Source organism: Methylobacterium sp. Gmos3, assembly GCF_056430985.1.
Window position 1 is genome coordinate 266358 of the sequence record NZ_JBWJYL010000002.1, and the last position, 22537, is coordinate 288894.

Annotated in this window: 29 protein-coding genes; 16 read left to right on the forward strand and 13 right to left on the reverse strand. The window is 68.5% G+C overall.

Annotation, left to right across the window (positions count from 1 at the left end; translation table 11 throughout):
- Window positions 1-117 precede the first annotated feature (117 nt).
- The 3 genes from ACS5Q7_RS04735 to ACS5Q7_RS04745 all read left to right on the forward strand — a co-directional run bounded on the left by ACS5Q7_RS04735 (window position 118) and on the right by ACS5Q7_RS04745 (window position 3934).
- Window positions 118-1746 carry a CTP synthase gene (locus ACS5Q7_RS04735; RefSeq protein ID WP_478338270.1) on the forward strand — a complete coding sequence of 543 codons (1629 nt, stop codon included), beginning with the start codon at window positions 118-120 and terminating at the stop codon, window positions 1744-1746.
- A 203-nt stretch (window positions 1747-1949) separates the two neighbouring features.
- Window positions 1950-2402, forward strand: a complete 453-nt coding sequence (locus ACS5Q7_RS04740) for a DNA polymerase III subunit chi (protein WP_478338271.1) — start codon at window positions 1950-1952, stop codon at window positions 2400-2402.
- Between the two features lie 8 nt (window positions 2403-2410).
- Window positions 2411-3934: a S10 family peptidase gene (locus ACS5Q7_RS04745; RefSeq protein WP_478338272.1), complete on the forward strand. Its 1524-nt coding sequence runs from the start codon at window positions 2411-2413 to the stop codon at window positions 3932-3934.
- Here ACS5Q7_RS04745 and ACS5Q7_RS04750 read toward each other — a convergent pair.
- From ACS5Q7_RS04750 to hemA, 8 genes are all read right to left on the reverse strand, one after another.
- A complete protein-coding gene (locus ACS5Q7_RS04750) occupies window positions 3931-4308 on the reverse strand; it encodes a DUF423 domain-containing protein (protein ID WP_478338273.1) in 378 nt (125 codons plus the stop codon). The two genes, ACS5Q7_RS04745 and ACS5Q7_RS04750, sit on opposite strands and share 4 nt — an antisense overlap.
- Entirely contained in the window at window positions 4305-4967 is a 663-nt protein-coding gene (gene yihA, locus ACS5Q7_RS04755; RefSeq protein ID WP_478338274.1) for a ribosome biogenesis GTP-binding protein YihA/YsxC, read from the reverse strand. The genes ACS5Q7_RS04750 and yihA overlap by 4 nt, the downstream gene beginning before the upstream one ends.
- 1 nt (window position 4968) lies before the next feature.
- Window positions 4969-6837, reverse strand: a complete 1869-nt coding sequence (gene yidC, locus ACS5Q7_RS04760) for a membrane protein insertase YidC (protein WP_478338275.1) — start codon at window positions 6835-6837, stop codon at window positions 4969-4971.
- Window positions 6827-7288: a ribonuclease P protein component gene (rnpA, locus tag ACS5Q7_RS04765; RefSeq protein WP_478338276.1), complete on the reverse strand. Its 462-nt coding sequence runs from the start codon at window positions 7286-7288 to the stop codon at window positions 6827-6829. The genes yidC and rnpA overlap by 11 nt, the downstream gene beginning before the upstream one ends.
- A 77-nt stretch (window positions 7289-7365) precedes the next feature.
- Window positions 7366-7500: a 50S ribosomal protein L34 gene (gene rpmH / locus ACS5Q7_RS04770; RefSeq protein ID WP_238205808.1), complete on the reverse strand. Its 135-nt coding sequence runs from the start codon at window positions 7498-7500 to the stop codon at window positions 7366-7368.
- A gap of 183 nt (window positions 7501-7683) precedes the next feature.
- On the reverse strand, window positions 7684-8229 hold the full coding sequence (locus ACS5Q7_RS04775; RefSeq protein ID WP_478338277.1) for an adenine phosphoribosyltransferase: 546 nt from the start codon (window positions 8227-8229) through the stop codon (window positions 7684-7686).
- A gap of 68 nt (window positions 8230-8297) precedes the next feature.
- Complete coding sequence (locus ACS5Q7_RS04780) at window positions 8298-9098, reverse strand: inositol monophosphatase family protein (protein WP_463846548.1); 801 nt, start codon at window positions 9096-9098, stop codon at window positions 8298-8300.
- 266 nt (window positions 9099-9364) lie between these two features.
- Window positions 9365-10660: a 5-aminolevulinate synthase gene (hemA, locus tag ACS5Q7_RS04785; RefSeq protein ID WP_478338278.1), complete on the reverse strand. Its 1296-nt coding sequence runs from the start codon at window positions 10658-10660 to the stop codon at window positions 9365-9367.
- Window positions 10661-10799: 139 nt separating this feature from the next.
- Here hemA and ACS5Q7_RS04790 point away from each other — a divergent pair, with 139 nt between their 5' ends.
- The 4 genes from ACS5Q7_RS04790 to ACS5Q7_RS04805 all read left to right on the forward strand — a co-directional run bounded on the left by ACS5Q7_RS04790 (window position 10800) and on the right by ACS5Q7_RS04805 (window position 13153).
- Window positions 10800-10949, forward strand: a complete 150-nt coding sequence (locus tag ACS5Q7_RS04790) for a hypothetical protein (RefSeq protein WP_478338279.1) — start codon at window positions 10800-10802, stop codon at window positions 10947-10949.
- 134 nt (window positions 10950-11083) lie between these two features.
- Complete coding sequence (gene murA, locus ACS5Q7_RS04795) at window positions 11084-12373, forward strand: UDP-N-acetylglucosamine 1-carboxyvinyltransferase (RefSeq protein WP_478338280.1); 1290 nt, start codon at window positions 11084-11086, stop codon at window positions 12371-12373.
- Window positions 12374-12449: 76 nt separating this feature from the next.
- Window positions 12450-12734 carry a type II toxin-antitoxin system HigB family toxin gene (locus tag ACS5Q7_RS04800; protein WP_478338281.1) on the forward strand — a complete coding sequence of 95 codons (285 nt, stop codon included), beginning with the start codon at window positions 12450-12452 and terminating at the stop codon, window positions 12732-12734.
- Window positions 12735-12784: 50 nt separating this feature from the next.
- On the forward strand, window positions 12785-13153 hold the full coding sequence (locus ACS5Q7_RS04805; RefSeq protein WP_478338282.1) for a helix-turn-helix domain-containing protein: 369 nt from the start codon (window positions 12785-12787) through the stop codon (window positions 13151-13153).
- Window positions 13154-13195: 42 nt separating this feature from the next.
- Here ACS5Q7_RS04805 and ACS5Q7_RS04810 read toward each other — a convergent pair whose 3' ends face one another.
- Window positions 13196-13507, reverse strand: a complete 312-nt coding sequence (locus ACS5Q7_RS04810; RefSeq protein WP_478338283.1) for a hypothetical protein — start codon at window positions 13505-13507, stop codon at window positions 13196-13198.
- 183 nt (window positions 13508-13690) lie between these two features.
- On the opposite strand from ACS5Q7_RS04810, the gene ACS5Q7_RS04815 reads away from it, so the two are divergent.
- The 4 genes from ACS5Q7_RS04815 to ACS5Q7_RS04830 are packed head-to-tail and all read left to right on the forward strand — an operon-like array spanning window position 13691 to window position 16459.
- Window positions 13691-14134 (forward strand): DUF2948 family protein, encoded by a 444-nt coding sequence (locus ACS5Q7_RS04815; RefSeq protein ID WP_478338284.1) that lies wholly within the window; start codon window positions 13691-13693, stop codon window positions 14132-14134.
- An 18-nt stretch (window positions 14135-14152) separates the two neighbouring features.
- Window positions 14153-15448 carry a histidinol dehydrogenase gene (hisD, locus tag ACS5Q7_RS04820; protein WP_478338285.1) on the forward strand — a complete coding sequence of 432 codons (1296 nt, stop codon included), beginning with the start codon at window positions 14153-14155 and terminating at the stop codon, window positions 15446-15448.
- 10 nt (window positions 15449-15458) lie between these two features.
- On the forward strand, window positions 15459-15953 hold the full coding sequence (locus tag ACS5Q7_RS04825; protein WP_478338286.1) for a UPF0262 family protein: 495 nt from the start codon (window positions 15459-15461) through the stop codon (window positions 15951-15953).
- A 35-nt stretch (window positions 15954-15988) separates the two neighbouring features.
- Window positions 15989-16459, forward strand: a complete 471-nt coding sequence (locus ACS5Q7_RS04830; protein WP_478338287.1) for an arsenate-mycothiol transferase ArsC — start codon at window positions 15989-15991, stop codon at window positions 16457-16459.
- Window positions 16460-16869: 410 nt separating this feature from the next.
- Here the strand turns inward: ACS5Q7_RS04830 and ACS5Q7_RS04835 are convergent, their stop codons facing one another.
- The 3 genes from ACS5Q7_RS04835 to ACS5Q7_RS04845 form a co-directional block, all read right to left on the reverse strand.
- Entirely contained in the window at window positions 16870-17214 is a 345-nt protein-coding gene (locus ACS5Q7_RS04835) for a hypothetical protein (protein ID WP_478338288.1), read from the reverse strand.
- Window positions 17215-17312: 98 nt separating this feature from the next.
- On the reverse strand, window positions 17313-17918 hold the full coding sequence (locus tag ACS5Q7_RS04840; RefSeq protein ID WP_478338289.1) for a YceI family protein: 606 nt from the start codon (window positions 17916-17918) through the stop codon (window positions 17313-17315).
- A 212-nt stretch (window positions 17919-18130) separates the two neighbouring features.
- Window positions 18131-19156 carry a polyprenyl synthetase family protein gene (locus tag ACS5Q7_RS04845; protein WP_478338556.1) on the reverse strand — a complete coding sequence of 342 codons (1026 nt, stop codon included), beginning with the start codon at window positions 19154-19156 and terminating at the stop codon, window positions 18131-18133.
- A 189-nt stretch (window positions 19157-19345) separates the two neighbouring features.
- Between ACS5Q7_RS04845 and ACS5Q7_RS04850 the strand changes: the two genes are divergently transcribed.
- The 5 genes from ACS5Q7_RS04850 (at window position 19346) to ACS5Q7_RS04870 (ending at window position 21922) form a co-directional block, all read left to right on the forward strand.
- Entirely contained in the window at window positions 19346-19570 is a 225-nt protein-coding gene (locus tag ACS5Q7_RS04850) for a putative signal transducing protein (protein ID WP_243955307.1), read from the forward strand.
- Window positions 19567-20289 carry a tRNA1(Val) (adenine(37)-N6)-methyltransferase gene (locus tag ACS5Q7_RS04855; protein ID WP_478338290.1) on the forward strand — a complete coding sequence of 241 codons (723 nt, stop codon included), beginning with the start codon at window positions 19567-19569 and terminating at the stop codon, window positions 20287-20289. The genes ACS5Q7_RS04850 and ACS5Q7_RS04855 overlap by 4 nt, the downstream gene beginning before the upstream one ends.
- 78 nt (window positions 20290-20367) lie before the next feature.
- A complete protein-coding gene (locus tag ACS5Q7_RS04860) occupies window positions 20368-21165 on the forward strand; it encodes a heme ABC transporter permease (RefSeq protein ID WP_478338557.1) in 798 nt (265 codons plus the stop codon).
- 8 nt (window positions 21166-21173) lie between these two features.
- The gene (gene ccmD, locus ACS5Q7_RS04865; RefSeq protein ID WP_243955302.1) at window positions 21174-21320 is read left to right on the forward strand and encodes a heme exporter protein CcmD; all 147 of its coding nucleotides are present in this window, start codon (window positions 21174-21176) and stop codon (window positions 21318-21320) included.
- Complete coding sequence (locus ACS5Q7_RS04870; protein WP_478338291.1) at window positions 21317-21922, forward strand: DsbE family thiol:disulfide interchange protein; 606 nt, start codon at window positions 21317-21319, stop codon at window positions 21920-21922. Before ccmD ends, ACS5Q7_RS04870 begins: the two co-directional genes overlap by 4 nt.
- Before the next feature lie 4 nt (window positions 21923-21926).
- On the opposite strand, the gene ACS5Q7_RS04875 is transcribed toward ACS5Q7_RS04870, so the two are convergent.
- Window positions 21927-22535 (reverse strand): septation protein A, encoded by a 609-nt coding sequence (locus ACS5Q7_RS04875; protein ID WP_243955298.1) that lies wholly within the window; start codon window positions 22533-22535, stop codon window positions 21927-21929.
- Window positions 22536-22537 lie beyond the last annotated feature (2 nt).

Here is a 22537-nt window from a genome sequence, read left to right on the forward strand (position 1 = left end):
CGGATCGCCCGCGGGTCGCGAACCTGCGGCCGCTTCGCGTTCCATCCCCAGCCACCGCCGGTTTGGACGGGAACACCGTTTGGCAAACGCGGCTGCCTTCTTTATGGATCGAGGCCCATGACGCGGTACGTTTTCATCACCGGCGGCGTGGTCTCCTCCCTCGGCAAGGGGCTCGCCTCGGCGGCATTGGCAGCGGTGCTTCAGGCCCGCGGCTACCGGGTTCGGATGCGCAAGCTCGACCCCTACCTGAACGTCGATCCGGGCACGATGAGCCCGACGCAGCACGGGGAGGTCTTCGTCACCGACGACGGCGCCGAGACCGACCTCGACCTCGGGCATTACGAGCGCTTCACCGGCGTGCCGGCCACGCGGGCCGACAACATCACCACCGGGCGCATCTATCAGGACATCATCGCCAAGGAGCGGCGCGGCGATTATCTCGGCGCCACGATCCAGGTGATCCCGCACGTCACCAACGCCATCAAGGACTTCGTCCTCGAAGGCAATGACGCGTTCGATTTCGTGCTGGTCGAGATCGGCGGCACGGTGGGCGACATCGAGGGCCTGCCGTTCTTCGAGGCGATCCGCCAGCTCGGGCAGGAATTGCCGCGCGGCACCACCGCCTTCGTGCACCTGACCCTGCTACCCTACATTCCGAGCGCAGGCGAGTTGAAGACCAAGCCGACGCAGCACTCCGTGAAGGAACTGCGCTCCATCGGCATCCAGCCCGACATCCTGCTCTGCCGCTGCGACCGACCGATCCCCGTGGAGGAGCGGCGCAAGCTCGCCCTGTTCTGCAATGTGCGCGAGACGGCGGTGATCGAGGCGCGCGACGTGGCCTCGATCTACGAGGTGCCCCTTTCCTACCGCACCGCCGGCCTCGACCGGGAAGTGCTCGGCCATTTCGGCCTGGAGCACGGCGACGAGCCGGATCTGGCCCGGTGGCGGACCATCGCCGAGCGGGTCCGCAATCCCGAGGGCGAGGTCTCCATCGCCATCGTCGGCAAGTACACGGGGCTCAAGGACGCCTACAAGTCGCTGATCGAGGCCCTGACCCACGGTGGCATCAACCACCGGGTGAAGGTGAACCTGCAATGGATCGAAGCCGAGGTCTTCGAGAACGAGGACCCGGCCCCGTTCCTCGAAGGGCTCAACGGCATCCTCGTGCCGGGCGGCTTCGGCCAGCGCGGCGCCGAGGGCAAGATCCGCGCGGCGCGCTACGCCCGCGAGAAAAAGATTCCCTATCTCGGCATCTGCTTCGGCATGCAGATGGCGGTGATCGAGGCGGCGCGCTCGCTTGCCGGCATCCCGGACGCGAATTCCACCGAGTTCGGCGAAACGTCCGAGCCGGTGGTCGGCCTCCTGACCGAGTGGCTGCGCGGCAACGAGCTGGAACGCCGGGCGGCCGCGGGCGACCTCGGCGGCACGATGCGGCTCGGTGCCTATGAGGCGCAACTCGACCCCGAGTCCAAGATCGCGCAGATCTACGGCTCGGAGCGCATCTCCGAGCGTCACCGCCACCGCTACGAGGTGAACATGGCCTACCGCGAGCGGTTGGAGGCCAAGGGCCTGCGCTTCTCCGGCCTTTCGCCCGACGGTCTGCTGCCGGAGACGGTGGAGCATGTCGGCCACCCGTGGTTCATCGGCGTGCAGTTCCACCCGGAGCTGAAATCCCGGCCCTTCGAGCCGCACCCGCTGTTCAAGGGCTTCGTCGGCGCCGCCATCGAGCAGAGCCGGCTGGTTTAATCCCACCCGCTCCCACGACCTCACCGTCATTGCGAGCGAAGCGAAGCAAACCAGGGGCGGAGGGCCGCTTGTCGAAGGTGGCGGATCCCTGGATTGCTTCGCTGCCGCTCGCAATGACGGCGTGTGCCCGTGTGGGGGGGACGGGGCACCGTCCCGGTGTCGCGGCGGCTCGCAAACCTGCGGGAAGGCCTTAGATCCCAACCGTGACAGAGATCCTGTTCTACCATCTCCAGCATCAGCCCCTTGAACGGGTGCTGCCGACCCTCGTGGAGCGGTCGCTGGAACGCGGCTGGCAGGCGGCCATCCAGGCGGCGAGTGAGGAGCGGCTGTCCGCCCTCGACGACCAGCTCTGGACCTATACCGACGAGAGCTTCCTGCCGCACGGCACGGACCGCGAGCCCGACGCCGCGAGCCAGCCCGTCGTGCTCACCCTTAAGGAGGCGAACCCGAACGCGGCCTCGATCCGCTTCCTCGTGGAGGGCGCGGATCTTCCCCCCGATGCCGGCGACTATGCCCGCATCTGCATCCTGTTCGACGGCACCGATCAGGATGCGCTGCTGCGCGCCCGCGAGCAGTGGAAGCAGGCCAAGGACGCGGGGCACACCGTCGCCTATTGGCAGCAGGACGAATCCGGCCGCTGGAACAAGAAGGCGTGACGCCCTCCATGACATCATCCAAAGCCGGCTACCTCGCGGGCGCCCTTCTCCTGGCGCTCGCCCTACCGCTGCCGCTCGCAGCGCAGGACGCCCATCACGGTGCCCCGCCCCGCGCGCAACCGGCAGGCCCCGAGGGCCGGCGCCTGCCCGCCGATTCGGTGACGAGCCAGAGCATCACCCTGCCCGATGGGCGCAAGCTCGACTTCACCGCCACCGCCGGCAGCCTGCCCATCGTGGACGAGAGCGGGAAGCTCCAGGCCGAGATCGGCTTCATCGCCTTCACGCGGCCGGCGGAGGAGGGCCGCGAGCGGCCTGTCACCTTCGCCATCAATGGCGGCCCCGGCGCCTCCTCGGCCTATCTCAACCTCGGCGCCATCGGGCCCTGGCGGCTGCCGCTGGGCAAGGACAGCATCAGTCCGTCGCAAAGCGTCGCCCTTGTGCCGAATGACGGGACGTGGCTCGATTTCACCGATCTCGTGTTCATCGATCCCATCGGCACGGGCTACAGCCGCGCGACCGATGGCGACCCCAAGAAATACTGGTCGGTCGATCCGGACGCCTCGATCCTCTCGGCGGTGATCGCCCGCTATCTGCGGGTCAACAGCCGGATGGCGAGCCCGAAATTCTATGTCGGCGAAAGCTATGGCGGTTTCCGGGGACCGCTTATCGCCGCCAAGTTGCAGGAAGAGATCGGCGTCGGACTGTCGGGCATGGTCCTGCTCTCGCCGGTCCTCGATTTTGCGTGGCTCGAACGGCCGCGCAACGATCCGTGGGGCTTCGTGCTCCGCCTTCCTTCGCTGGCGGCAACGGCCCAGGAACGCAGCGGCAAGGATCCGACACAGGCCTCCTTGGCGCAGGCGGAGGATTACGCCACGGGGGCCTATTTCGCCGACCTGCTGAAGGGGCCGGGCGACACGCAGGCGGTCGACCGGATGGCCGATCGTCTCGCGCCTCTCACCGGTCTCGACCGCGAGTTCCTGCGCCGTCAGGCGGGCCGCCCCTCGGGGCGCGGCGTGCAGCGCGAGTATGGCCGAGACAACGCCCGGGTGACGAGCCTCTACGACACCGGCATCACCGGCTGGGACCCGGAGCCCGACTCGCTCGCCTCGCAATTCGAGGATCCGCAACTGACGGCGATGCATGCGCCGCTCACCAGCGCGATGCTCGACCTCTACGCCCGGACGCTGAAATGGCCGGTGCCGAACATGCGCTACGAGTTGCTGAACAACACGGTGAACGGCGGCTGGAACTGGGGCTCGCGCCGGCAGGCGCCGGAAGCCATCTCAGCCCTGAAGGGCGCGCTGGCGCTGGACGGCAAGTTCCGCGTCCTCGTGGTCCACGGCGCCACCGATCTGGTGACGCCCTATTTCGCGTCGAAATTGCAGATCGCGCAGGTGCCGCCCTACGGCGGAGGGCGGCTCACCCTCTCGGTCTATCCCGGCGGCCACATGTTCTACGGGCGGGATGCCTCGCGGGCGGCCTTCCACAAGGATGCCGCCGCCCTCTATGAGGCGGCGCTGAAGGACCGCTAGCCCCGCGCCGGGACGAGCAGCGCGACGATCCCGAGCAGCCAGCCGCCCATCAGGGCGAAACCGCCGCTTGGGGCGGCCATCGGGAACAGCGCGTGGCCCGCCAGCGCGCGAAGGCTGAGATCGCCACAGAACAGGCACAGACCCACGGCGAGCAGTCCGGCCGCGATTCGGGCGAGCGGCATCCGCACCAGCCCCGCCGCGCCCAAGCCCACGAGGGCGAGGATGGCGGGGGCGTGAAACAATAGGAACTGCGCGGCGGTCTTCAGCGAATCGGCGCCGGGGATATGGGCCGCCGCCGCGCTGGCCGCGACGCCGAGCAGGCCGCAGAGGCAGGCAAAGGCGCCGAGCGCGCGATCCGGCGGCGCCAGTCTCACAGGCCGCGCTCGGCGAGCAGCCGGGCCACCGCCGCCCGCAGGTCCGCCACACCGTAATCGTCGCGGCTGGAGGTCAGGATCACCTCGGGATAGGCGGCGGGGCGCTTGGCCAGGGCCTCGTGGATGCCGGCGAGGCGGGCCTCGATCTGGCTCTTCTTGAGGGCGTCGGCCTTGGTCAGCACGACCTGATAGCTCACCGCCGCCTTGTCGAGCCCATCGAGCACGTCCGTGTCGATGCTCTTTAATCCGTGGCGGGAATCGATCAGCACGAAGACCCGCGCGAGGTTGGCGCGGCCCTTCAGGTAGGAATGGATAAGGTTCGTCCAGGCCTCGACCTTGGCCTTCTCGACGGCCGCGTAGCCGTAGCCCGGCATGTCCACCAGGGACAGGCGGTCGCCAATCTGGAAGAAGTTCAACTGTTGCGTGCGCCCGGGCGTGTGCGAGACGCGCGCCAGGGTGTTGCGCCCGGTCAAGGCGTTGATCAGGCTGGACTTGCCGACATTCGAGCGCCCGGCGAAGGCGATCTCGAGGCGCTCCATCGGCGGCAGCCGGTCGAGGGTCTGCGCGGCGGCGTAGAAATCGGCGCTGCCGGCGAACAGCCGGCGGCCGGCCTCGGTGAGGCCGGCCGTCTCGTCGTCTGTCGTATCGGGTGTGGTCACGTCAGCCCTTGGTCGGCGCTGTGCCGGCGGGCGTCTTGGAGCCGCGCCGGAACGTCCGTCGCAGGTTATCCCACAGCTCCACCTTCACGCCGTTGCGGCGCATGATGATGTATTGCTGCAGCACCGACAGCGAGTTGTTCCACGCCCAGTAGATCACCAATCCGGCCGGGAACGAGCCGAGCATGAAGGTGAAGATGATGGGCATGAAGGTGAAGATCTGCGCCTGGACCGGGTCCGGCGGCGCGGGGTTCATCTTCATCTGCACGAACATCGTGATGCCCATGATGATCGGCCACACGCCCAGGTGGATCGGGATGAATTCCGGGGGCGTGAAGGGCAGCAGGCCGAACAGGTTCACGATGCTCGTCGGATCCGGCGCCGCGAGGTCGTGGATCCAGCCGAAGAACGGCGCGTGCCGCATTTCGATGGTGATGAACAGCACCTTGTAGAGCGCGAAGAAGACCGGAATCTGGATCAGCACCGGCCAGCAGCCGGCGACCGGATTGATCTTCTCCTTCTTGTACAGCTCCATCATCGCCTGTTGCTGCTTGACCTTGTCGTCCTTGTACCGCTCGCGGATCGAGGTCATCTCCGGCTGGACGGCCTTCATCTTGGCCATCGAGACGTAGGAGCGGTTGGCGATCGGCAGGAACAGCAGCTTCAGGCACAGGGTCACGATCAGGATCGAGACGCCGAAATTGCCGAACAGGTGGTAGATGAAGTCCAGCGCCCGGAACATCGGCTGGGTGATGAACCAGAACCAGCCCCAATCGATCATCAGGTCGAAATGCCGGAGGCCGAGGTCTTTCTGGTAGGCATTGATGACGTTGACCTCCTTGGCGCCCGCGAACAGGCGCTGGGTGGTCGTGGCCGAGGCACCGGCGGCGAGGTTCACCACGTTGCCGCGGGCGCTCGCCTGGTAGACGTTGGTGGTGCCGTCGGTGCGGTCGGTGAAGGCGCCGGTATAGGGCGCGTTCTGCTCGGGGATGACCGCCGCCGCCCAGTACTTGTCGGTGATGCCGAGGAAGCCGCCGGTGACGTTGTTGTAGGCCTTGCCCTTGGTGTTGGCGCCGCCATAGGCGCCTTCCTTGGCGAGCTTGTCGTAGGTGATCTCCTGCAGGCCGTCGTCGCCGAGATAGCCGATCATGCCCTCGTGCAGGACGTAATAGCCCTGAGTGTGCGGCTTACCCCAGCGCGAGACGAGGCTGTAGGGGTAGAGCGTTACCTCGCCCGAGCTCTTGTTCTCGACCGAGTCGCGCACCGTGAACATGTACTTGTCGTCGACGGCGACGATGCGCTTGAACGTCAGGCCCTCGCCGTTGTCCCAGGTCAGGGTTACGGGCATGCCCGCAGAGAGCGTCTTGCCGTCGGCGGTCCACACCGTCTCGCTGTTCGGCAGCTTGGCGTTGGCGCCGACCCAGCCGAACTCGGCGTAATAGGGCGTCTCGGTCCCGGCCGGCGAGAACAGGACGATCTCGGGGCTCTTGGGGTCGATGGTCTCGTGGTAATTCTTCAGCGCGACGTCATCGATGCGCGCGCCCTTCAGGTTGATCGATCCCGAAAGGGCCGGCGTCTCGATCTTCACGCGCGGGGCGCGGGCGAGCGCCGCCTCGCGGGAGACCGGGCCGCCCGGCGGCGTCGGCGCGGTGCCGGGCGCCGGGGCGGCCGGGCCGCCCTCCTTCGGCGAGGGCGAGGGCACGCCGTCCGGCGTCACGCCCGGCGGCTGGGTCTGCGCCTGGGCCGCCTTGTTCTGGGCCTCGATCTGGCGCTGCTGCTCGAGGCGCGGCCCGGCCACGAAGTACTGCCATCCGAGCAGCACCAGCAGCGACAGGCCGATGGCCACGAACATGTTGGTCTTGTCATTGCCCATTGGGGACACCAAGGCCTTTGTTCGGGGAGGCGGGCGGCGCCGGAGGGCGCTTTCCGCGTCGGGATGAAGGGGGGTTCGGGCTGCCGCCGGAATCCGGCTTGCCGGCGCGGGTCACCGTGGGAATCGCCTTGCGGAGATCGTCGGTGAGGGCCGCGAAATCCGCATGGAGCGCGGGGCGGCGGGCGACGAGCACGATGTCGGCGGTACGGCCCGCGAGGTCGGCGGGCAAGCCGGCGGCGACCTCGGCGACGGCGGCACGAAGCCGCCGCTTGATGCGGTTGCGCTCGGTCGCGTGACCGACGCGCTTGGTGACGGTGAAGCCGAGGCGCAGGCCACCGGCTTCCTCGGAGCGCAGGATGCCCTGCGCCGTCATCCGTTCGGTGTGAAAACGGCGGCCCGCGGCAGCGGCCAGGAAGTCGGGCCGCTTCTTGAGCCGTTCGATCGTCGCCATCGACCGTTCGATCCCGGCTTCAATGCCCCGGAAGGGGCCGCGCACAGGGCGCGGCGGCGGGTCTCGACCCGCCGGGCTCAGGCCGACAGGCGCTTGCGGCCGTGGGCGCGGCGACGGGCCAGCACCTTGCGGCCGCCGGCCGTGGCCATCCGCGCGCGGAAGCCGTGGCGACGCTTACGGACGAGCTTGCTCGGCTGATAGGTTCTCTTCATGACGAATGGCCTTCAAAGGTCGAGGCGCGCTCGCGGGCGGCTATGCCGCTCCCGACCTTCACGCGTCCTGCATGTCTCGCAAACACGAAGGGCGCCCAAGTGGGGCGCCCCGTCGCGGGTGGCCGGCTTATGGCGGAAGGGTCGGCACAAGTCAACTTTTTGCAGGCCCGTTCGGGCCATTCCTTAGTGTCCCTCGAACTCCATGAGGGTACGCACGTCCACACCGAGGTCGCGCAGGCGCTTGGCGCCGCCGATCTCCGGCAGATCGATGACGAAACAGGCCGCCACGACTTCCGCGCCGATCTTGCGCAGCAGGTTGACCGCCGCGATGGCGGTGCCCCCCGTGGCGATCAGGTCGTCCACCAGCAAAACCCGGTCGCCGGGGCCGACGGCATCGACGTGGATCTCGATCTCGTCGGTGCCGTATTCGAGGGCGTAGGCGATCGAGACGGTCTTGTGCGGGAGCTTGCCCTTCTTGCGGATCGGCACGAAGCCGCAGGACAATTGGTGGGCGATGGCGCCCCCGAGGATGAAGCCCCGCGCCTCGATTCCCGCCACCTGCTTGATGCCGCCGCCGGCATAGGGGTGCACCAGCGCGTCCACCGCCCGCCGGAACGAGCGCGGATCCGACAGGAGCGTGGTGATGTCGCGGAAGACGATGCCGGGCTTCGGATAATCGGGAATCGAGCGAATCGATTCCTTCAGCGCGACGTGGCGGCGGGCTTCCATGCGGGTGATCTTCCCTGACGAAAGGGGCGGTTAAAGCAGATGGGCTGGCGCGATGCCAGTCGGCCCCCTCAGCCGGCGCCTTGAGCCTTCTTGAGGATCGCCAGCAGGTCGCGCTGCAGGCTCTCGTTGCCGCAGCACACCGAGCGGGGCGCCAGGGGCTCGGCCGCGCCGTCCGCCGAGGTCACGAAGCCGCCGGCCTCGCGCACCAGGGCGACGCCCCCGGCGAAATCGTAGGTCTGGAGATCGCGCTCCCAATAGGCGTCGAGCCGCCCGCAGGCGACATAGGCGAGGTCGAGCGCCGCCGAACCCATGCGACGGGTACCGCCTGAGACTGCCATCACGGCGGAAATCTCGCGCAGCAGACGCGGATGGCTGCCGCGCCCGAGATAGGGGGTGCCGTAGCCGACGAGGGCGTCCGCCATCTCGGTGCGGGCCGCGACCCGGATGCGGCGGTTGTTCAGGTAGGCGCCCTTGCCGCGCTCGGCGACGAACAGCTCGTCCTTGATCGGATCGAACACCACGCCCGCGACGATCACGCCCTCGCGCTCCAGCCCGATGGAGACCGCGAAATGCGGCACGCCGTGCAGGAAGTTCGAGGTGCCGTCGAGGGGATCGACGTGCCACGTGTGGCTCTTGTCGGTGCCTTCGATGATGCCGCCCTCTTCCAGCACGAGGCCGTAGCCGGGGCGCGCCTTCAACAGGGCATCGCGCACCACCTCCTCGGCCTTGCGGTCGGCGGCGGAGACGAAGTCGCCCGGCCCCTTGCGCGAGACCTGGAGGTTCTCGACCTCGCCGAAGTCACGCCGCAGGCTGCGGGCGGCCTTGCGCGCGGCATCGACCATCACGGTCATGAGGGGCGAGGAAATCATAGCGTCTTGGACTCTTGCGTCGCGGATTTGCGACGGTGGTTACAGGCAGGAGGCTGCGATGGCGAGCCTACAGACGGCTCACCGTTATTCGTGTGGACTGGCGTCGCACCGGCCAACCCTATTCTCCACCTCATCCTGAGGTGCGGCGAAGCCGCCTCGAAGGAGGGCTCCAGGGATCGCGGAGGCTTCCGGAGCCCTCCTTCGAGGCCCGCTGCCGCGGGCACCTCAGGATGAGGTGGAGGGTAGGACCCGGTTTGCCGAGCAGGCTACTCGGCCGCTTCCACGAACACCGTACCCGCGCGCGGCAGGCCGAGCGTCGCCCAGGTCTCCTTTAGCGCCTCGGTGAGGCGCGCGATCTGGGCGGCATCGTGGAACGGCGACGGTGTGATGCGCAGGCGCTCCGTTCCGCGCGGGACGGTGGGGTAGTTGATCGGCTGGATGTAGATCCGGTGCCGTTCGAGCAGATGGTCGGCCGCCGCCTTGCACAGCTCGGCATCGCCCACCATCACCGGGACGATGTGGGTCTCGGTCTCCAGCAGCGGCAGACCGGCCGCATCGAGGGCCGCCTTGGTCGCGGCGGCCTGACGCTGATGCGCGATGCGCTCGGCGTTGGAGCGCTTCAGGTAGCGCACGGAGGCCGTCGCCGCCGCCGCCACGGCCGGCGGCAGGGCGGTGGTGAAGATGAAGCCCGGGGCGAAGCTGCGCACGGCGTCGCAGATCGCCGCCGAGCCGGTGATGTAGCCGCCGACGCAGCCGAAGCCCTTGGCCAGCGTGCCCTCGATCACGTCCACCCGGTGCATCACGCCGTCGCGCTCGGCGATGCCGGCGCCTCGCTCGCCGTAGAGGCCTACCGCGTGGACCTCATCGAGGTAGGTCATGGCGCCGTAGCGTTCCGCGAGGTCGCAGATCCGGCCGATCGGGGCCACGTCGCCGTCCATCGAGTAGACCGATTCGAACGCGATCAGCTTCGGCCGGTCGCCGGCCTCGCGCAGCAGCTCCTCGAGATGGGCGAGGTCGTTATGGCGAAAGATCTTCTTCTCACAGCCGGAATGACGCACGCCCTCGATCATCGAGTTGTGGTTGAAGGCGTCCGAAAGGATCAGGCAGTTCGGGATCAGCTTGGCGATGGTCGAGATGCCCGCCTGGTTCGACACGTAGCCCGACGTGAAGACGAGGCCCGCCTCCTTGCCGTGCAGGTCGGCGAGTTCGCGCTCGAGATCGACCAGCGGGGAGTTGTTGCCGGCGATGTTGCGGGTGCCGCCCGCGCCGACGCCGCAGCGCGCGGCGGTCTCGGTCATGGCGCCCACCACGTCCGGGTGCTGGCCCATGCCGAGGTAATCGTTCGAGCACCACACGGTGATCTCGGTGACGGAGCCGTCGGGGCGGCGCCACTTCGCCACCGGGAAACGGCCGGAGATGCGTTCGATGTCCGCGAAGACGCGGTAGCGGCGCTCGCTGTGCAGGCCATCCAGGGCCTTGCGGAAATACCCGTCGTAGCCGGCACCCGCCCGCACCTCCGCCACGGGGGAGAGCGTTGTGTTGGGGGTCCGGTAAGCAGGCATCGCGCGTCCTTCTGAGGGGGTCGCCGCCGGTTGGCTGTCGTGAGGTCGGGCGTTGTATACCGACTCCGCGCGGATCTGGAACCGCTTCAAGTCGAAGGTCGGACCACCGCGCCCTGCAACCCTCCCTGGATCCAGATCAATGCAAGAGGACAAACCGGCGCCGAGAGAAGAGCGTTTGAAGGCCGCGCTCAGAGCGAATTTGCGTCGGCGCAAGGCGCAGGAGCGCGATCGCGCGGCGCCCGACAAGCCGACCACCGAGCGGGACGATGCGTCGCGCAAGCAAAGCTAAGCCGTCATTCGCTTCGTGCGGTCCCGATTCCGACAAATCCAGTCTATAGCAGGCTCCACTTAAGCCTGGGCGTTTCCCGCCCGATACAGTTTTCAAGCTCCCGCCGCCGGTGCGGGGGTGCCAGGACGGACCCGATGGATCGCATCCACATTACAGGCGGCGCGCCGCTCAACGGCACGATTCCGATTTCGGGCGCCAAGAACGCGGCGCTTCCGCTGATGATCGCCAGCCTGATGACCGGTGAGACGCTGGAGCTCATCAACGTCCCGCGTCTGGCCGACATCACCGCCCTGCTCCGCATCCTCGGCAATCACGGCGTCGACCAGATGGTGGTCGGCAAGCGTCCGGGTCAGACCTCCGAGACCGGCCAGACCATCCGCCTCACCGCCTCGAACATCATCGACACGACGGCTCCTTATGACCTCGTGTCGACCATGCGGGCGAGCTTCTGGGTGATCGCGCCGCTGCTCGCCCGGTTCGGCGAGGCGAAGGTCTCGCTGCCCGGCGGCTGCGCCATCGGCACCCGGCCGGTCGACCTGCTCATCATGGCGCTGCAACAGCTCGGAGCCGAGACCGAGATCGACGGCGGCTACGTCATCGCCAAGACAAAGAAGGGTCTGCGCGGGGGGCATGTGTCCTTCCCGAAGGTCACGGTCGGCGGCACGCATGTCGCCCTCATGGCCGCTGCGCTGGCCTACGGCACCAGCGTTATCGAGAACGCCGCCCGCGAGCCCGAGGTGGTCGACCTCGCCGAGTGCCTCAACAAGATGGGCGCGCGGATCAAGGGCGCGGGCACGCCGCGCATCGAGATCGAGGGCGTGGCCCGCCTCGGCGGCGCCCGCCACGAGGTGCTGCCCGACCGGATCGAGACCGGCACCTACGCCATGGCCGTGGCGATGACCGGCGGCGACGTGATCCTCAAGGACACCCGCGCCGACCTGCTGCACTCGGCCCTCGACATCCTGGCGACGACGGGCACAGAGATCACCCCGGTGGATGGCGGCCTCCGCGTCCGCCGCAACGGCGGCGGGATCGCGGCGGTGGACGTCACCACCGATCCGTTCCCCGGCTTCCCGACCGACCTCCAGGCGCAGTTCATGGCGCTGATGACTCTGGCCAAGGGCCAGTCGCATATCCGCGAGACGATCTTCGAGAACCGCTTCATGCACGTGCAGGAGTTGGCCCGCCTCGGCGCGAAGATCCGCCTCGACGGCGACATGGCGATCGTGGAAGGCGTCGACCGCCTGCGCGGGGCGCCGGTCATGGCGACCGACCTGCGCGCGTCGGTGTCCCTCGTCATCGCCGGCCTCGCCGCCGAGGGCGAGACGCAGATCAACCGCGTGTACCACCTCGACCGGGGCTTCGAAGCCCTCGAAGCCAAGCTCGGCCGCTGCGGCGCGCAGATCGAACGCGTGCGGGGGTAAGTCGTTCGCGGGGCTTGTTCCCGGATTGGGAACACGCTATCGTTCTTTTGTGAATGTCATTGCGCGCTCGAGTCTCGTGGCTTTCTGGTCTCGTCATCCGAGATCGGAAGGCCCCCTGCAGGCGTGGTACCTTCTCGCATCCCGCGAGACATGGACTAGCCCGCAGGAGATCAAGCGCGCTTTTGGTACAACCGTGGATTTCATTGGCGATAATCGCGCAATATTTGACATCGGCGGCAACAAGTACCGCCTTGTCGTCCACTTCTCTTACAAATTCAAATCATGTCAGATCAAGTTTGTTGGAACGCATCGCGAATACGATGATATCGATCCTCTCACCGTGGAGATCGCCCGCAAATGAATGAGACGACAATCTCCAGCGCCGCTCAGACCGTTCACAACATTCGGGCCTTGCGGACCGATGCGGATCATCAATGGGCGCTTGCGGAGGCAAACCACTATTTCGAGAACGAACCCGAAATCGGCTCGCCGGATGGTGATCGTTTCGCTGTTCTGGTGGCGCTCATCACCGCCTATGAAAGCGAGCACTATCCCATCCCCGTGGCCGACCCGGTGGACATGCTGCACTTCGCCATCGAGGACATGGGTCGCTCGCAGGCCGGGCTGGCGGAGCTTTTGGGATCGCGGGCGCGGGCGTCGGAGATCCTGAACCGGAAGCGGCACCTCACCCTCGCGCAGATCCGACAGATCAGCGAGGCATGGCATCTGCCGATCGCGGCATTGGCCGCGCCCTATCGCCTGGATCGGGACGCGGCCTGAAACGGCGATGGGCGGCCCAAGCCGTCCGCCGCAAATCGCGCGTCAGCCGCCGATGGCGCCGCGCTTGAGGCCGAAACCGGGGATCTCGCAGCCGCAGGGCGCATTGAACGGACCCGGACGGGTCGGGCAATTGCCGCGGGCCGTCACGCAGATCCGGCCGAAACGGCGCGGGCCGTAATCGTACTCCTCGCGGTGGAAGCGGCGCGGCCGATCGTCGTAATAATCCGGCGGCGGGGGCCGGCGGGGGCGGTAATCGTATTCGTCGCGGTAATATTGCGCGCTCGCCGGCGTTCCCAGCGCCGGAGCGAGCGCGAGGGCGGTCAGTACCGCCAGCGTGATGCGCTTCACCGTCATCGTCCTGCTCGATCGTCCGGCCGCTTCCCGGCGGCCACGGTCACTTACAACCTAAAAGTGCGATCATGAACGATGCATGAGGCGGTGCGATCCGACCATAGCGGCGTTGCCGGGACAAGCCGGCGCCGCTACTGACGCCATGCTGCCCCGCCTTGGGCCCCCTCACCCGACCGGAACCCCTCGATGGAGCTTCTGAAGCTCGCCGCCCTGGACGCCGAAGACCTCACCGTGATCTCGGCCCATCTGCAGGACGCGATCCTGCGGCCGGAGGATCTGACCTATCTGAAGGGCGAGAAGCGCTTCGCCCTGGTGCTGCGCCGGTTCGACTGGTCGGCGGGTCCGAAGGCGCCGCCCCAGCGGCGGCTGAGCGGGCTGCATTTCGAGCGGGTGCTGGCGGTGCGCACGCGCGGGCTCGACCAGGGGCCGGACGCCATGCCGCTGAGCCTGCTGGCGATCACCTTCACGCCGGGCGATGCGCCTTCAGGGCAGGTCGAGATCCTGTTCTCCGGCAACGGGACGATCCGCCTGGAGGTGGAGTGCATCGAGGCGCGGATGCGCGATCTCGGGCCGATCTGGGAAGCCGGCGGGCGCCCGGGCCATAACGACGCGACCGGGCCGGCGGCCTGAGACGGAAGGGGGACGATCATGGTCCGCATCGACAGCCGGGATCCGGATTTCGCGAAGGCCTTCGCGCACCTGCTCACGATGAAGCGTGAGATCTCCGAGGATGTGGACGATGCCGTCCGCAGGATCATCGCCGACGTGGTGGCGACGGGCGACGACGCCCTCGTGGCGTACACGCGGCGCTTCGACCGGCTCGGCGCCGACTTCTCGGCCGAGCGCCTGCGCATCGGGCCGGATGAGGTCCAGGCCGCCGTCGCTGCCTGCCCGCAGGAGGCCCTGGACGCCCTGCGCCTCGCGGCCGAGCGCATCGAGACCTTCCACAAGGCGCAGAAGCCCACCGACCACAAGGTCACCGATGCGCTGGGCGTCACGTCCGGCTGGCGCTGGACGGCCCTCGAATCGGTCGGTCTCTACGTGCCGGGCGGGACGGCGAGCTACCCGTCCTCCGTGCTGATGAACGCCGTCCCGGCGCGGGTGGCGGGCGTGCCGCGCATCGTGATGGTGGTGCCCACGCCCGATGGCGTGCTGAACCCGCTGGTGCTCGCCGCCGCGTATCTCGCCGGGGTGGACGAGATCTACCGGGTCGGCGGCGCGCAAGCCGTGGCGGCGCTGGCCTACGGCACCGCGACCATCGCGCCGGTCGCCAAGATCGTCGGCCCCGGCAATGCCTGGGTCGCGGCGGCCAAGCGCCGGGTGTTCGGGCAAGTCGGCATCGACATGATCGCCGGCCCCTCGGAGGTGCTGATCCTGGCGGATGGCGAGGCCAACCCGGACTGGATCGCCGCCGACCTGCTGGCCCAGGCCGAGCACGACGTGGCCGCGCAGGCCGTGCTGATCACCGACAGCGGCGAGCTCGCGGACGCCGTGGAAAGCGCCGTCGAGCGCGCCCTGGCCACCCTCCCCCGCGCCGAGATCGCGCGGGCGAGCTGGCGCGATTACGGCGCCATCATCCGCGTCCGGGACTTCGACGAGGCGGTGCCGCTGGTCGACCGGATCGCCCCCGAGCATCTCGAGATCGAGACGAAGGACGCCGAGGCCCTGTCCCTCAAGGTCCGCAACGCGGGCGCGATCTTCCTCGGCTCGCATACGCCGGAGGCGATCGGCGATTACGTCGGCGGGCCGAACCACGTTTTGCCCACCGCCCGCTCGGCGCGGTTCTCCTCCGGGCTCGGCGTGCTCGATTTCATGAAGCGCACCACCGTTCTCGCCTGCACGCCGGAGAGCTTGCGGGCGCTCGGGCCGGCGGCGATAACGCTTGGCCGGTCGGAGGGGCTGGACGGGCACGCCCGTTCCGTGGCGATCCGGCTGAACTTGTGAGGCTTCGGGGATGTCGGACAAGGAGCGGGGGGCGGACAAGGGGCCGAACCGCCTCGTCGCGGTGACGCTGGACGAAGCGTCCATCGCCCGCGGCAACCCCGATCAGGAGCATGAGCGCGCCATCGCGCTCTACGACATCCTGGAGGGCAACAGCTTCTCGATCCCCGGCCGGGAGGGTCCGTTCAGGCTTCTCCTCGGCCTCGTGGAGAACAAGCTCTCCTTCGCCATCAGCACGGCCGAGGGCGAGCCGGTGATGACGCATCTCCTTTCGCTGAACCCGTTCCGCCGGGTCATCCGCGATTACGAGATGATCTGCGAGAGCTACTACAACGCCATCCGCACCGCCTCGCCGAGCCAGATCGAGGCCATCGACATGGGGCGGCGCGGCCTGCACAACGAAGCCTCCGAGACGCTGAAGCAGCGGCTCGACGGAAAGGTCGATCTCGATCACGATACGGCGCGGCGCCTGTTCACGCTGATCTTCGCCCTCCACTGGAAGGGCTGAAATCAGTGGCGGACCCGCGTCCGGTCTGAGCCGCCATGGCCGAGCCGCCACCCGATCCGGCCCCGCGCAAGCAGCGGGTGCAATCCGTGCTGTTCATGTGCAATTACAACGCGGTGCGCTCCCCCGCCGCCGAGGCCATCGCGCGCCATTATTTCGGCAAGTCGATCTACGTGCAGTCGGCGGGCGTCCGGCAGGGCGAGCCCATCGACCCGTTCATGGTCGCCGCCCTGGACGAGATCGGCATCGACGCGAGCCGCCACCGCCCCCGCACCGTCGAGGAGCTGGAGGATTGGGAGGGGCTGAACTTCGACCTGATCATCACGCTGGCGCCGGAGGCCCACCACAAGGCCATCGCGCTGACCCACATGCTGGCCGCCGATGTCGAGTACTGGCCGACGCCCGACCCGACACTCGTGCAGGATGCGTCGCGGGAGCAACGCCTCGACGCCTATCGCGACGTCCGCGACGGGCTGACGGCGAAGATCAAGCAGCGGCTGAAGTCTTAGGGCCGCACCCGCACGAGTTGGTTCAGCCAGCCGTCTCCGAATCTTCACCTCATCCTGAGGTGCCGTCGCAAGGCGGCGGCCTCGAAGGCCTCATCCTGAGAGTCTGGCCGGAACGGTCGCGTCCCCCTCCGTCATTGCGAGGAACGAAGCAATCCAGGGACGCTCCACGGTCGGAAGCGGCCCTCCCGTCCCTGGATTGCTTCGCTCACGCTCGCAAAGACGGTGAGGTGTGAGGCGCCGTCGCGACCTTTCCGGCCTGACAATGAGGTGCGGCGAAGCCGCCTCGAAGGAGGGCTCCAGCCTGCTGCGCGATCCCTGAAGCCCTCCTTCGAGGCCCGCTGATGCGGGCACCTCAGGATGAGGTGAGTGGATAGGGGCCGCCTCAACGTGATCGGTCGTTGTCCTAGCCCTCAGCGCAGGACCGCGCGCGGGCCGCTGACGGTCTCGAGGAGGGCGGCGCGCGCCCGCGCCACGAGGTCCGGCCGCGCCTGGGCGATGTCGTCCGCGTCGAGCAGCGGCGAATCCGAGAGGGCGGCGAGGTAGGCGCTCTCCTCGCCCCGGCAGGACCGGAGGGCGGCGTCCGCCGCGAGGTCCCGGCCGGTGAAGGCCGCGCCCTCGACATAGGCGCGTCCGAGGCAGCTTCTCCACGAAGAATGGGCGGAGGCCGCGTCCCCGGCCAGCGCCGGGGCGGCGGTCAGCGCAACCACGATGGCAGCAGCGGAGAGGACCGGGAGGGAAAAGCGAAGGGCGGCCACGGGACGATCCGTTCGGCTGAAAGCACCTGTTAGCCTTCACGCAGAGGATAAAGGATCCCTTAACGCGGCCGCCCTGGTTGTCGATAACTCCCGCCGGATCAGTCCTGCTTCTCGAACGCCCCGGCGATGGTGAGATGCAGGTCGTCGCCGATCAGCGGCAGGTAGGTCTTCACCCCGAACTCGGAGCGCTTCACCACGCCGGTCGCCTCGAAGCCGACGGTCATCTTCTTGTCGAGGGGGTTCACGCCCGCGCCGACGAGGGTGACGTCGAGGGTGACGGGCTTGGTCACGCCGTGCAGGGTCAGGTCACCCGTGACCTTCGCGTGGTCCTTACCGGCCGGCGCGATCTTGGTGGAGACGAAGGTCATCTCCGGGAACTTGGTGCCGTCGAGCCACTGGTCGCCCTTCAGCTCGTCGGTGAGCTTGGCGCTGGTGGTCGTGACCGAAGCGACGGGGATCTTGATCGTCAGCTTGGAGGCCGAGGGGTTCTTCGGCTGAAGCTCCAGCGTGCCGGACGCCTCAGAGAAGCCGCCGGCATAGTTCGAGAAGCCCATATGCGACACGCGCCAGCCGACCTGGGTGTGGTTCGGATCGACGGCGTAGGTGCCGGCCGGGATCTGGGCCGGGTCACGGGTCGCGGGGGTCTGAGCCTGCGCGCTGGCGATGCCGACGAGCAGGAGGGCGAGGGTGGCGAAGGACTTCACAGGGCATCTCCGTGTGGATGATGCGAGAGGCCGTAACTCCGCGACCGGCCTTCGTTAAGGCTAAGCTTTCCACCGACGTGCCGAAGCGCACAAGGCGGCTCAGGCACGCCAAACGGTCTTAGCGAGCGCAGCGACGCAATCCAGGGCAGCGGGACGCTTCGGAACGTTGCCCTGGATTGCTTCACTTCGTTCGCAATGACGACGCGTGTGGTTCAGTGCGCCCGCGCCACGCAGAATTCCACCGCGTCGAGGAGTGCGGACCGCACCGGCCCATCGGGGAAGATCGAGAGCGACGCCTTGGCCTTCTCGCCGTAATGGCGGGCGCGGGCGACCGTCTCTTCCAGGGTGCCGTGACGGCGCAGGGTCGCCAGGGCGGTGGCGAGGTCGTCGTCGCGGATCTCGCCGCGCGTCAGGGTTCGGCGCCAGAAGGCGCGGTCTTCCTCGCTGCCGCGCCGGTAGGCGAGGACGATCGGCAGGGTGATCTTGCCCTCGCGGAAATCGTCCCCAACGTTCTTGCCGAGTTCGGTGGAGGTGCCGCCGTAATCCAGCGCGTCGTCGATGAGCTGGAAGGCGATGCCGAGATTCATGCCGTAGGCGCGCGCGGCCTCCTGCTCGGCCTCGCTGCGCCCGGCGATCACCGGCCCGACCTCGCAGGCGGCGGCGAAGAGTTCGGCGGTCTTGCCCCGGATCACGGCGAGGTAGGCCTCCTCGCTGGTCTCCAGGTTCTTGGCAGCGGCCAACTGCATCACCTCGCCCTCGGCGATCACCGTGGCGGCGGCGGAGAGGATGTCGAGAGCGCGAAGCGAGCCGACCTCGACCATCATGCGGAAAGCCTGCCCCAGCAGGAAATCGCCAACGAGCACGCTCGCCTCGTTGCCCCACTTGATGCGCGCGGCGACGCGGCCCCGGCGCATGTCGCTCTCGTCCACCACATCGTCGTGGAGGAGCGTCGCGGTGTGCATGAACTCGACGCTGGCGGCGAGTTTCACGTCCCCGTCCTTGCCGGCCTGGTCCGCGTAGCCGCAGAGTTGCGCGCAGGCGAGGGTGAGGATCGGCCGCAGGCGCTTGCCGCCCGAGGCGATGAGGTGGTTCGCCACCTCAGGAATCATCGCGACGTCGGAGCCCGTCCGGGAGAGGATCGTGGAGTTGACCCGCTTCATCCCGTCGGCCACCAGCGCGACCAGGTCGTTCAGCCCGGCATCGTCGGGCTTCTGCGGGTTCTCGATCGTGGCGGCGATACCCAAGATCCGTGACTCCCAAACCGGGCCGCGCGGGAGACGTCCGCGCGGAAAACATCGGCGCCGTCCAATCGCATGGTGCCTGCGGCGTCGCAACATGGGCGGATATGGGACAGGCGGCATCCGCACTCCACGCGGCGAATGCGCCAACCCCATACCGGGATCCCGGCAGAAGGAGGAGAGACGGGTTTGGTCGAACTGATCCGGGCGAACGACATCGTGCTCATCGGCTTCGCGCGTTCGCTCTTGGAGGATGCGGGCATCCCCGTCCTCGTCGCGGACGAGCATATGAGCGCCATGGAAGGCTCCATCGGCATGTTCGGGCGGCGCCTGCTGGTGCCGGACGACCACGCCGCCCAGGCCCGGCGCATCCTCAAGGATGCCGGGCTCGCGCACGAATTGCGGGCGCCGTGAGCGAGGCCGATGCCTTCCTCGGGGGGCGGCTGCGCCTGCACCAGCCGCCGCGCGGCGCTCACCGGGCCGGGACGGACGGCGTTCTCCTGGCGCGGCTTCTCGCCGCCGAGCCGGGGGAGAGGCTGTGCGACCTCGGTTCGGGGCCGGGCATCGTCGGCCTCGCCTGCGCGATCTTGCGGCCAGGCGTCTCTGTCACACTGGTCGAGCGCGACCCCGCCCTCGCGGACCTCGCCCGTGCCAACGCCGCGCTGAACGGCGTGGCGGCCGAGGTCATCGAGGCGGATGTCCTCGCCCCCGGCCGCGAGCGGGAAGCCGCCGGCCTCGCCCCCGACCGCTTCGACTGCGTGCTGACGAACCCACCCTTCTTCGAGGACGGCCGCTACCGCCCCTCCCCCGACGCGGCCAAGGCCAGCGCCCATGGCTTCCCGGCCGAGGGTCTCGACGGCTGGATCCGCACCTGCGCGGGCATCCTGCGGCCGGGTGGTCGGCTCGGAATGATCCACAGGGCCGACGCCCTGCCCCGCTGCCTCGCGGCGCTGGCCGGTCGCTTCGGTGGCATCACGGTGCGGCCCGTCCACGCGAAACCGGACGAGCCGGCGATCCGCATCCTCGTCTCCGCCGTGAAGGGGAGCCGGGCCCCCTTCTCCCTCGCGCCGCCCCTCGTCCTGCACGGGCCGGACGGGCGCTTCAACGCCGAGGCCGACGCCCTCCACCGCTGAGAGAGCCCGCGCCGAAGCGCGCATTGTTGCTGCACCGCACCCTGAGGTAGGAGCAGAACCATGTCCGAGACCGCGACGATGACGCCCTCCATCTGGACCCGGATGTCCAACCCCGGCCATTTCATGCGCTGGTCGGGAAAGGCCGTGCCGTGGCTGACGGCCCTGTCCCTCGCGGCCCTCGCCGTGGGGCTCTACCAAACCTTCTTCGTCGTGCCCGCCGACTATCAGCAGGGCGAGACGGTGCGGATCATGTACATCCACGTCCCGGCGGCGTGGCTCGGAGTGTTCTTCTACGGCGCCATGAGCCTGTCGGCGGTCGGCACCCTGGTCTGGCGCCATCCCCTGGCGGACGTGGCCCAGCGGGCGGGCGCGCCCATCGGCGCGGCCTTCACCCTCGTCTGCCTCGTGACGGGTTCCCTCTGGGGCAAGCCGATGTGGGGCACCTACTGGGTGTGGGATGCGCGGCTCACCTCGATGCTGGTGCTGTTCCTGATCTATTGCGGCCTCATCGCCCTGTGGCGAACCATCGAGGACCCGAACCGGGCGGCGCGCGCGGTGGCGATCCTCACCCTGGTCGGCGCCGTGAACCTGCCGATCATCAAGTTCTCGGTGAACTGGTGGTCCACCCTGCACCAGCCGGCCTCGATCCTGCGGATGGGCGGCTCCACCATCGACCCGTCGATGCTCTACCCGCTGCTCCTGATGATCGGCGCGGCGACGCTCGGCGGCTCGACCCTGCATCTCTACACGATGCGCACCGAGATCATGCGCCGCCGGGTGCGGACGCTGACGATCCGCGAGGCGGAACGGCTCGATGCCGGCGCCCGCCGGATTGTGCCCGCCCCCGCCGCCGCGCCGCTCCCTCAAGCCCTGTAGGCTCGAACGTGTTCGATCTCGGATCGCATGGCGGCTTCATCGTCGCCGCCTACGCCTTCACGGCGCTGATCATGTGCGGCCTCGTGGGGAACGCCCTGCGCGACCGCGCCGCCCAGCGCCGCGCCCTGAAACGCTTCGGGGAGGACCGCCGGTGAGCGAGACCCACGACATCGCGGCGCCGCAAGCCCGGCGCTCGCTTCTGCTGATCCTGCCGGTTCTGGTGTTCGCCGTGCTGGCGGGCGTGATGTTCCTGCGCTTGCGCTCCGGCGCCGACCCCTCGGCCCTACCCTCGGCGATGATCGGCAAGCCCGCGCCGAGCTTCGACCTGCCGGCCGTGCCCGGCCTCGCCAAGGACGGCGCGCCGGTCCCCGGTCTGTCGAGCGCCGACCTCAACGGCGGCGTGACGGTGCTCAACGTCTTCGCATCGTGGTGCGCACCCTGCCAGGTCGAGCATCCGATGCTGATGCGGCTCGCCCGCGAGCCCGGCATCCGCCTCGTCGGCATCGACTACAAGGAGCCGGATCCGGCGGCCGGAAAGAAGTTCCTCGACCGGCACGGCGTGCCCTTCGCGGCCGTGGGCGCGGACGCAGATGGCCGGGCGGCCATCGATTTCGGGGTCTACGGCGTGCCGGAGACCTTCATCATCGGGCCGGACGGGGTGATCCGCGACAAGATCGTGGGCATCGTCACCCCGGACAATTTTTCGAGCGTCCTCGCGCGCATCCGGGCCGCCGGGAAGGTGGCGGAGGCGCGCTGAGGCCTCACGCTTCCGGCTGTTTCTGCTCGTAGCGCATCAGCAGCGGCGTCTGGGCGAGGGCGAAGAGCACGGTGATCGGCATGATGCCGAACACCTTGAACTTCACCCAGAACTCGTAATCCTGCGTGCGCCAGACGATCTCGTTCAGCACCGCCAGCGCCAGGAAGAAAAGGCCCCAGCGGAAGGTGAGACGCCGCCAGCCCTCCTCCGTCAGCGAAAACACGCTGTCGAGCACCACCGAGAGCAGCGGCTTCTTGAACAGCAGCCCGCCGAGCAGGATCAGCCCGAACAGGCTGTTCACGATGGTCGGCTTGATGACGAAGAACGTCTTGTCCCTCAGCGCCAGGGCGAGGCCGCCGAACACCAGCACCACCGCCCCCGAGACGAGGGGCATGATCGGCACCCGGCGCAGCAGCGCGAAGTGGATGCCGAGCGAGAGGATCGTCGCCCCCACGAACAGGGCGATGGCCGCGTAGGTGACCTGATCGCCGTCGAGCCCCAGCCGTTCGCCGAAGGCGTTGGCCAGGAAGAACAGCACCAGCGGACCCATTTCGAGCCCGAGCTTGGCGAGCGGCGGCAGATGCCGGCGCGGCGGAATGGCTTCGATCTGCATGG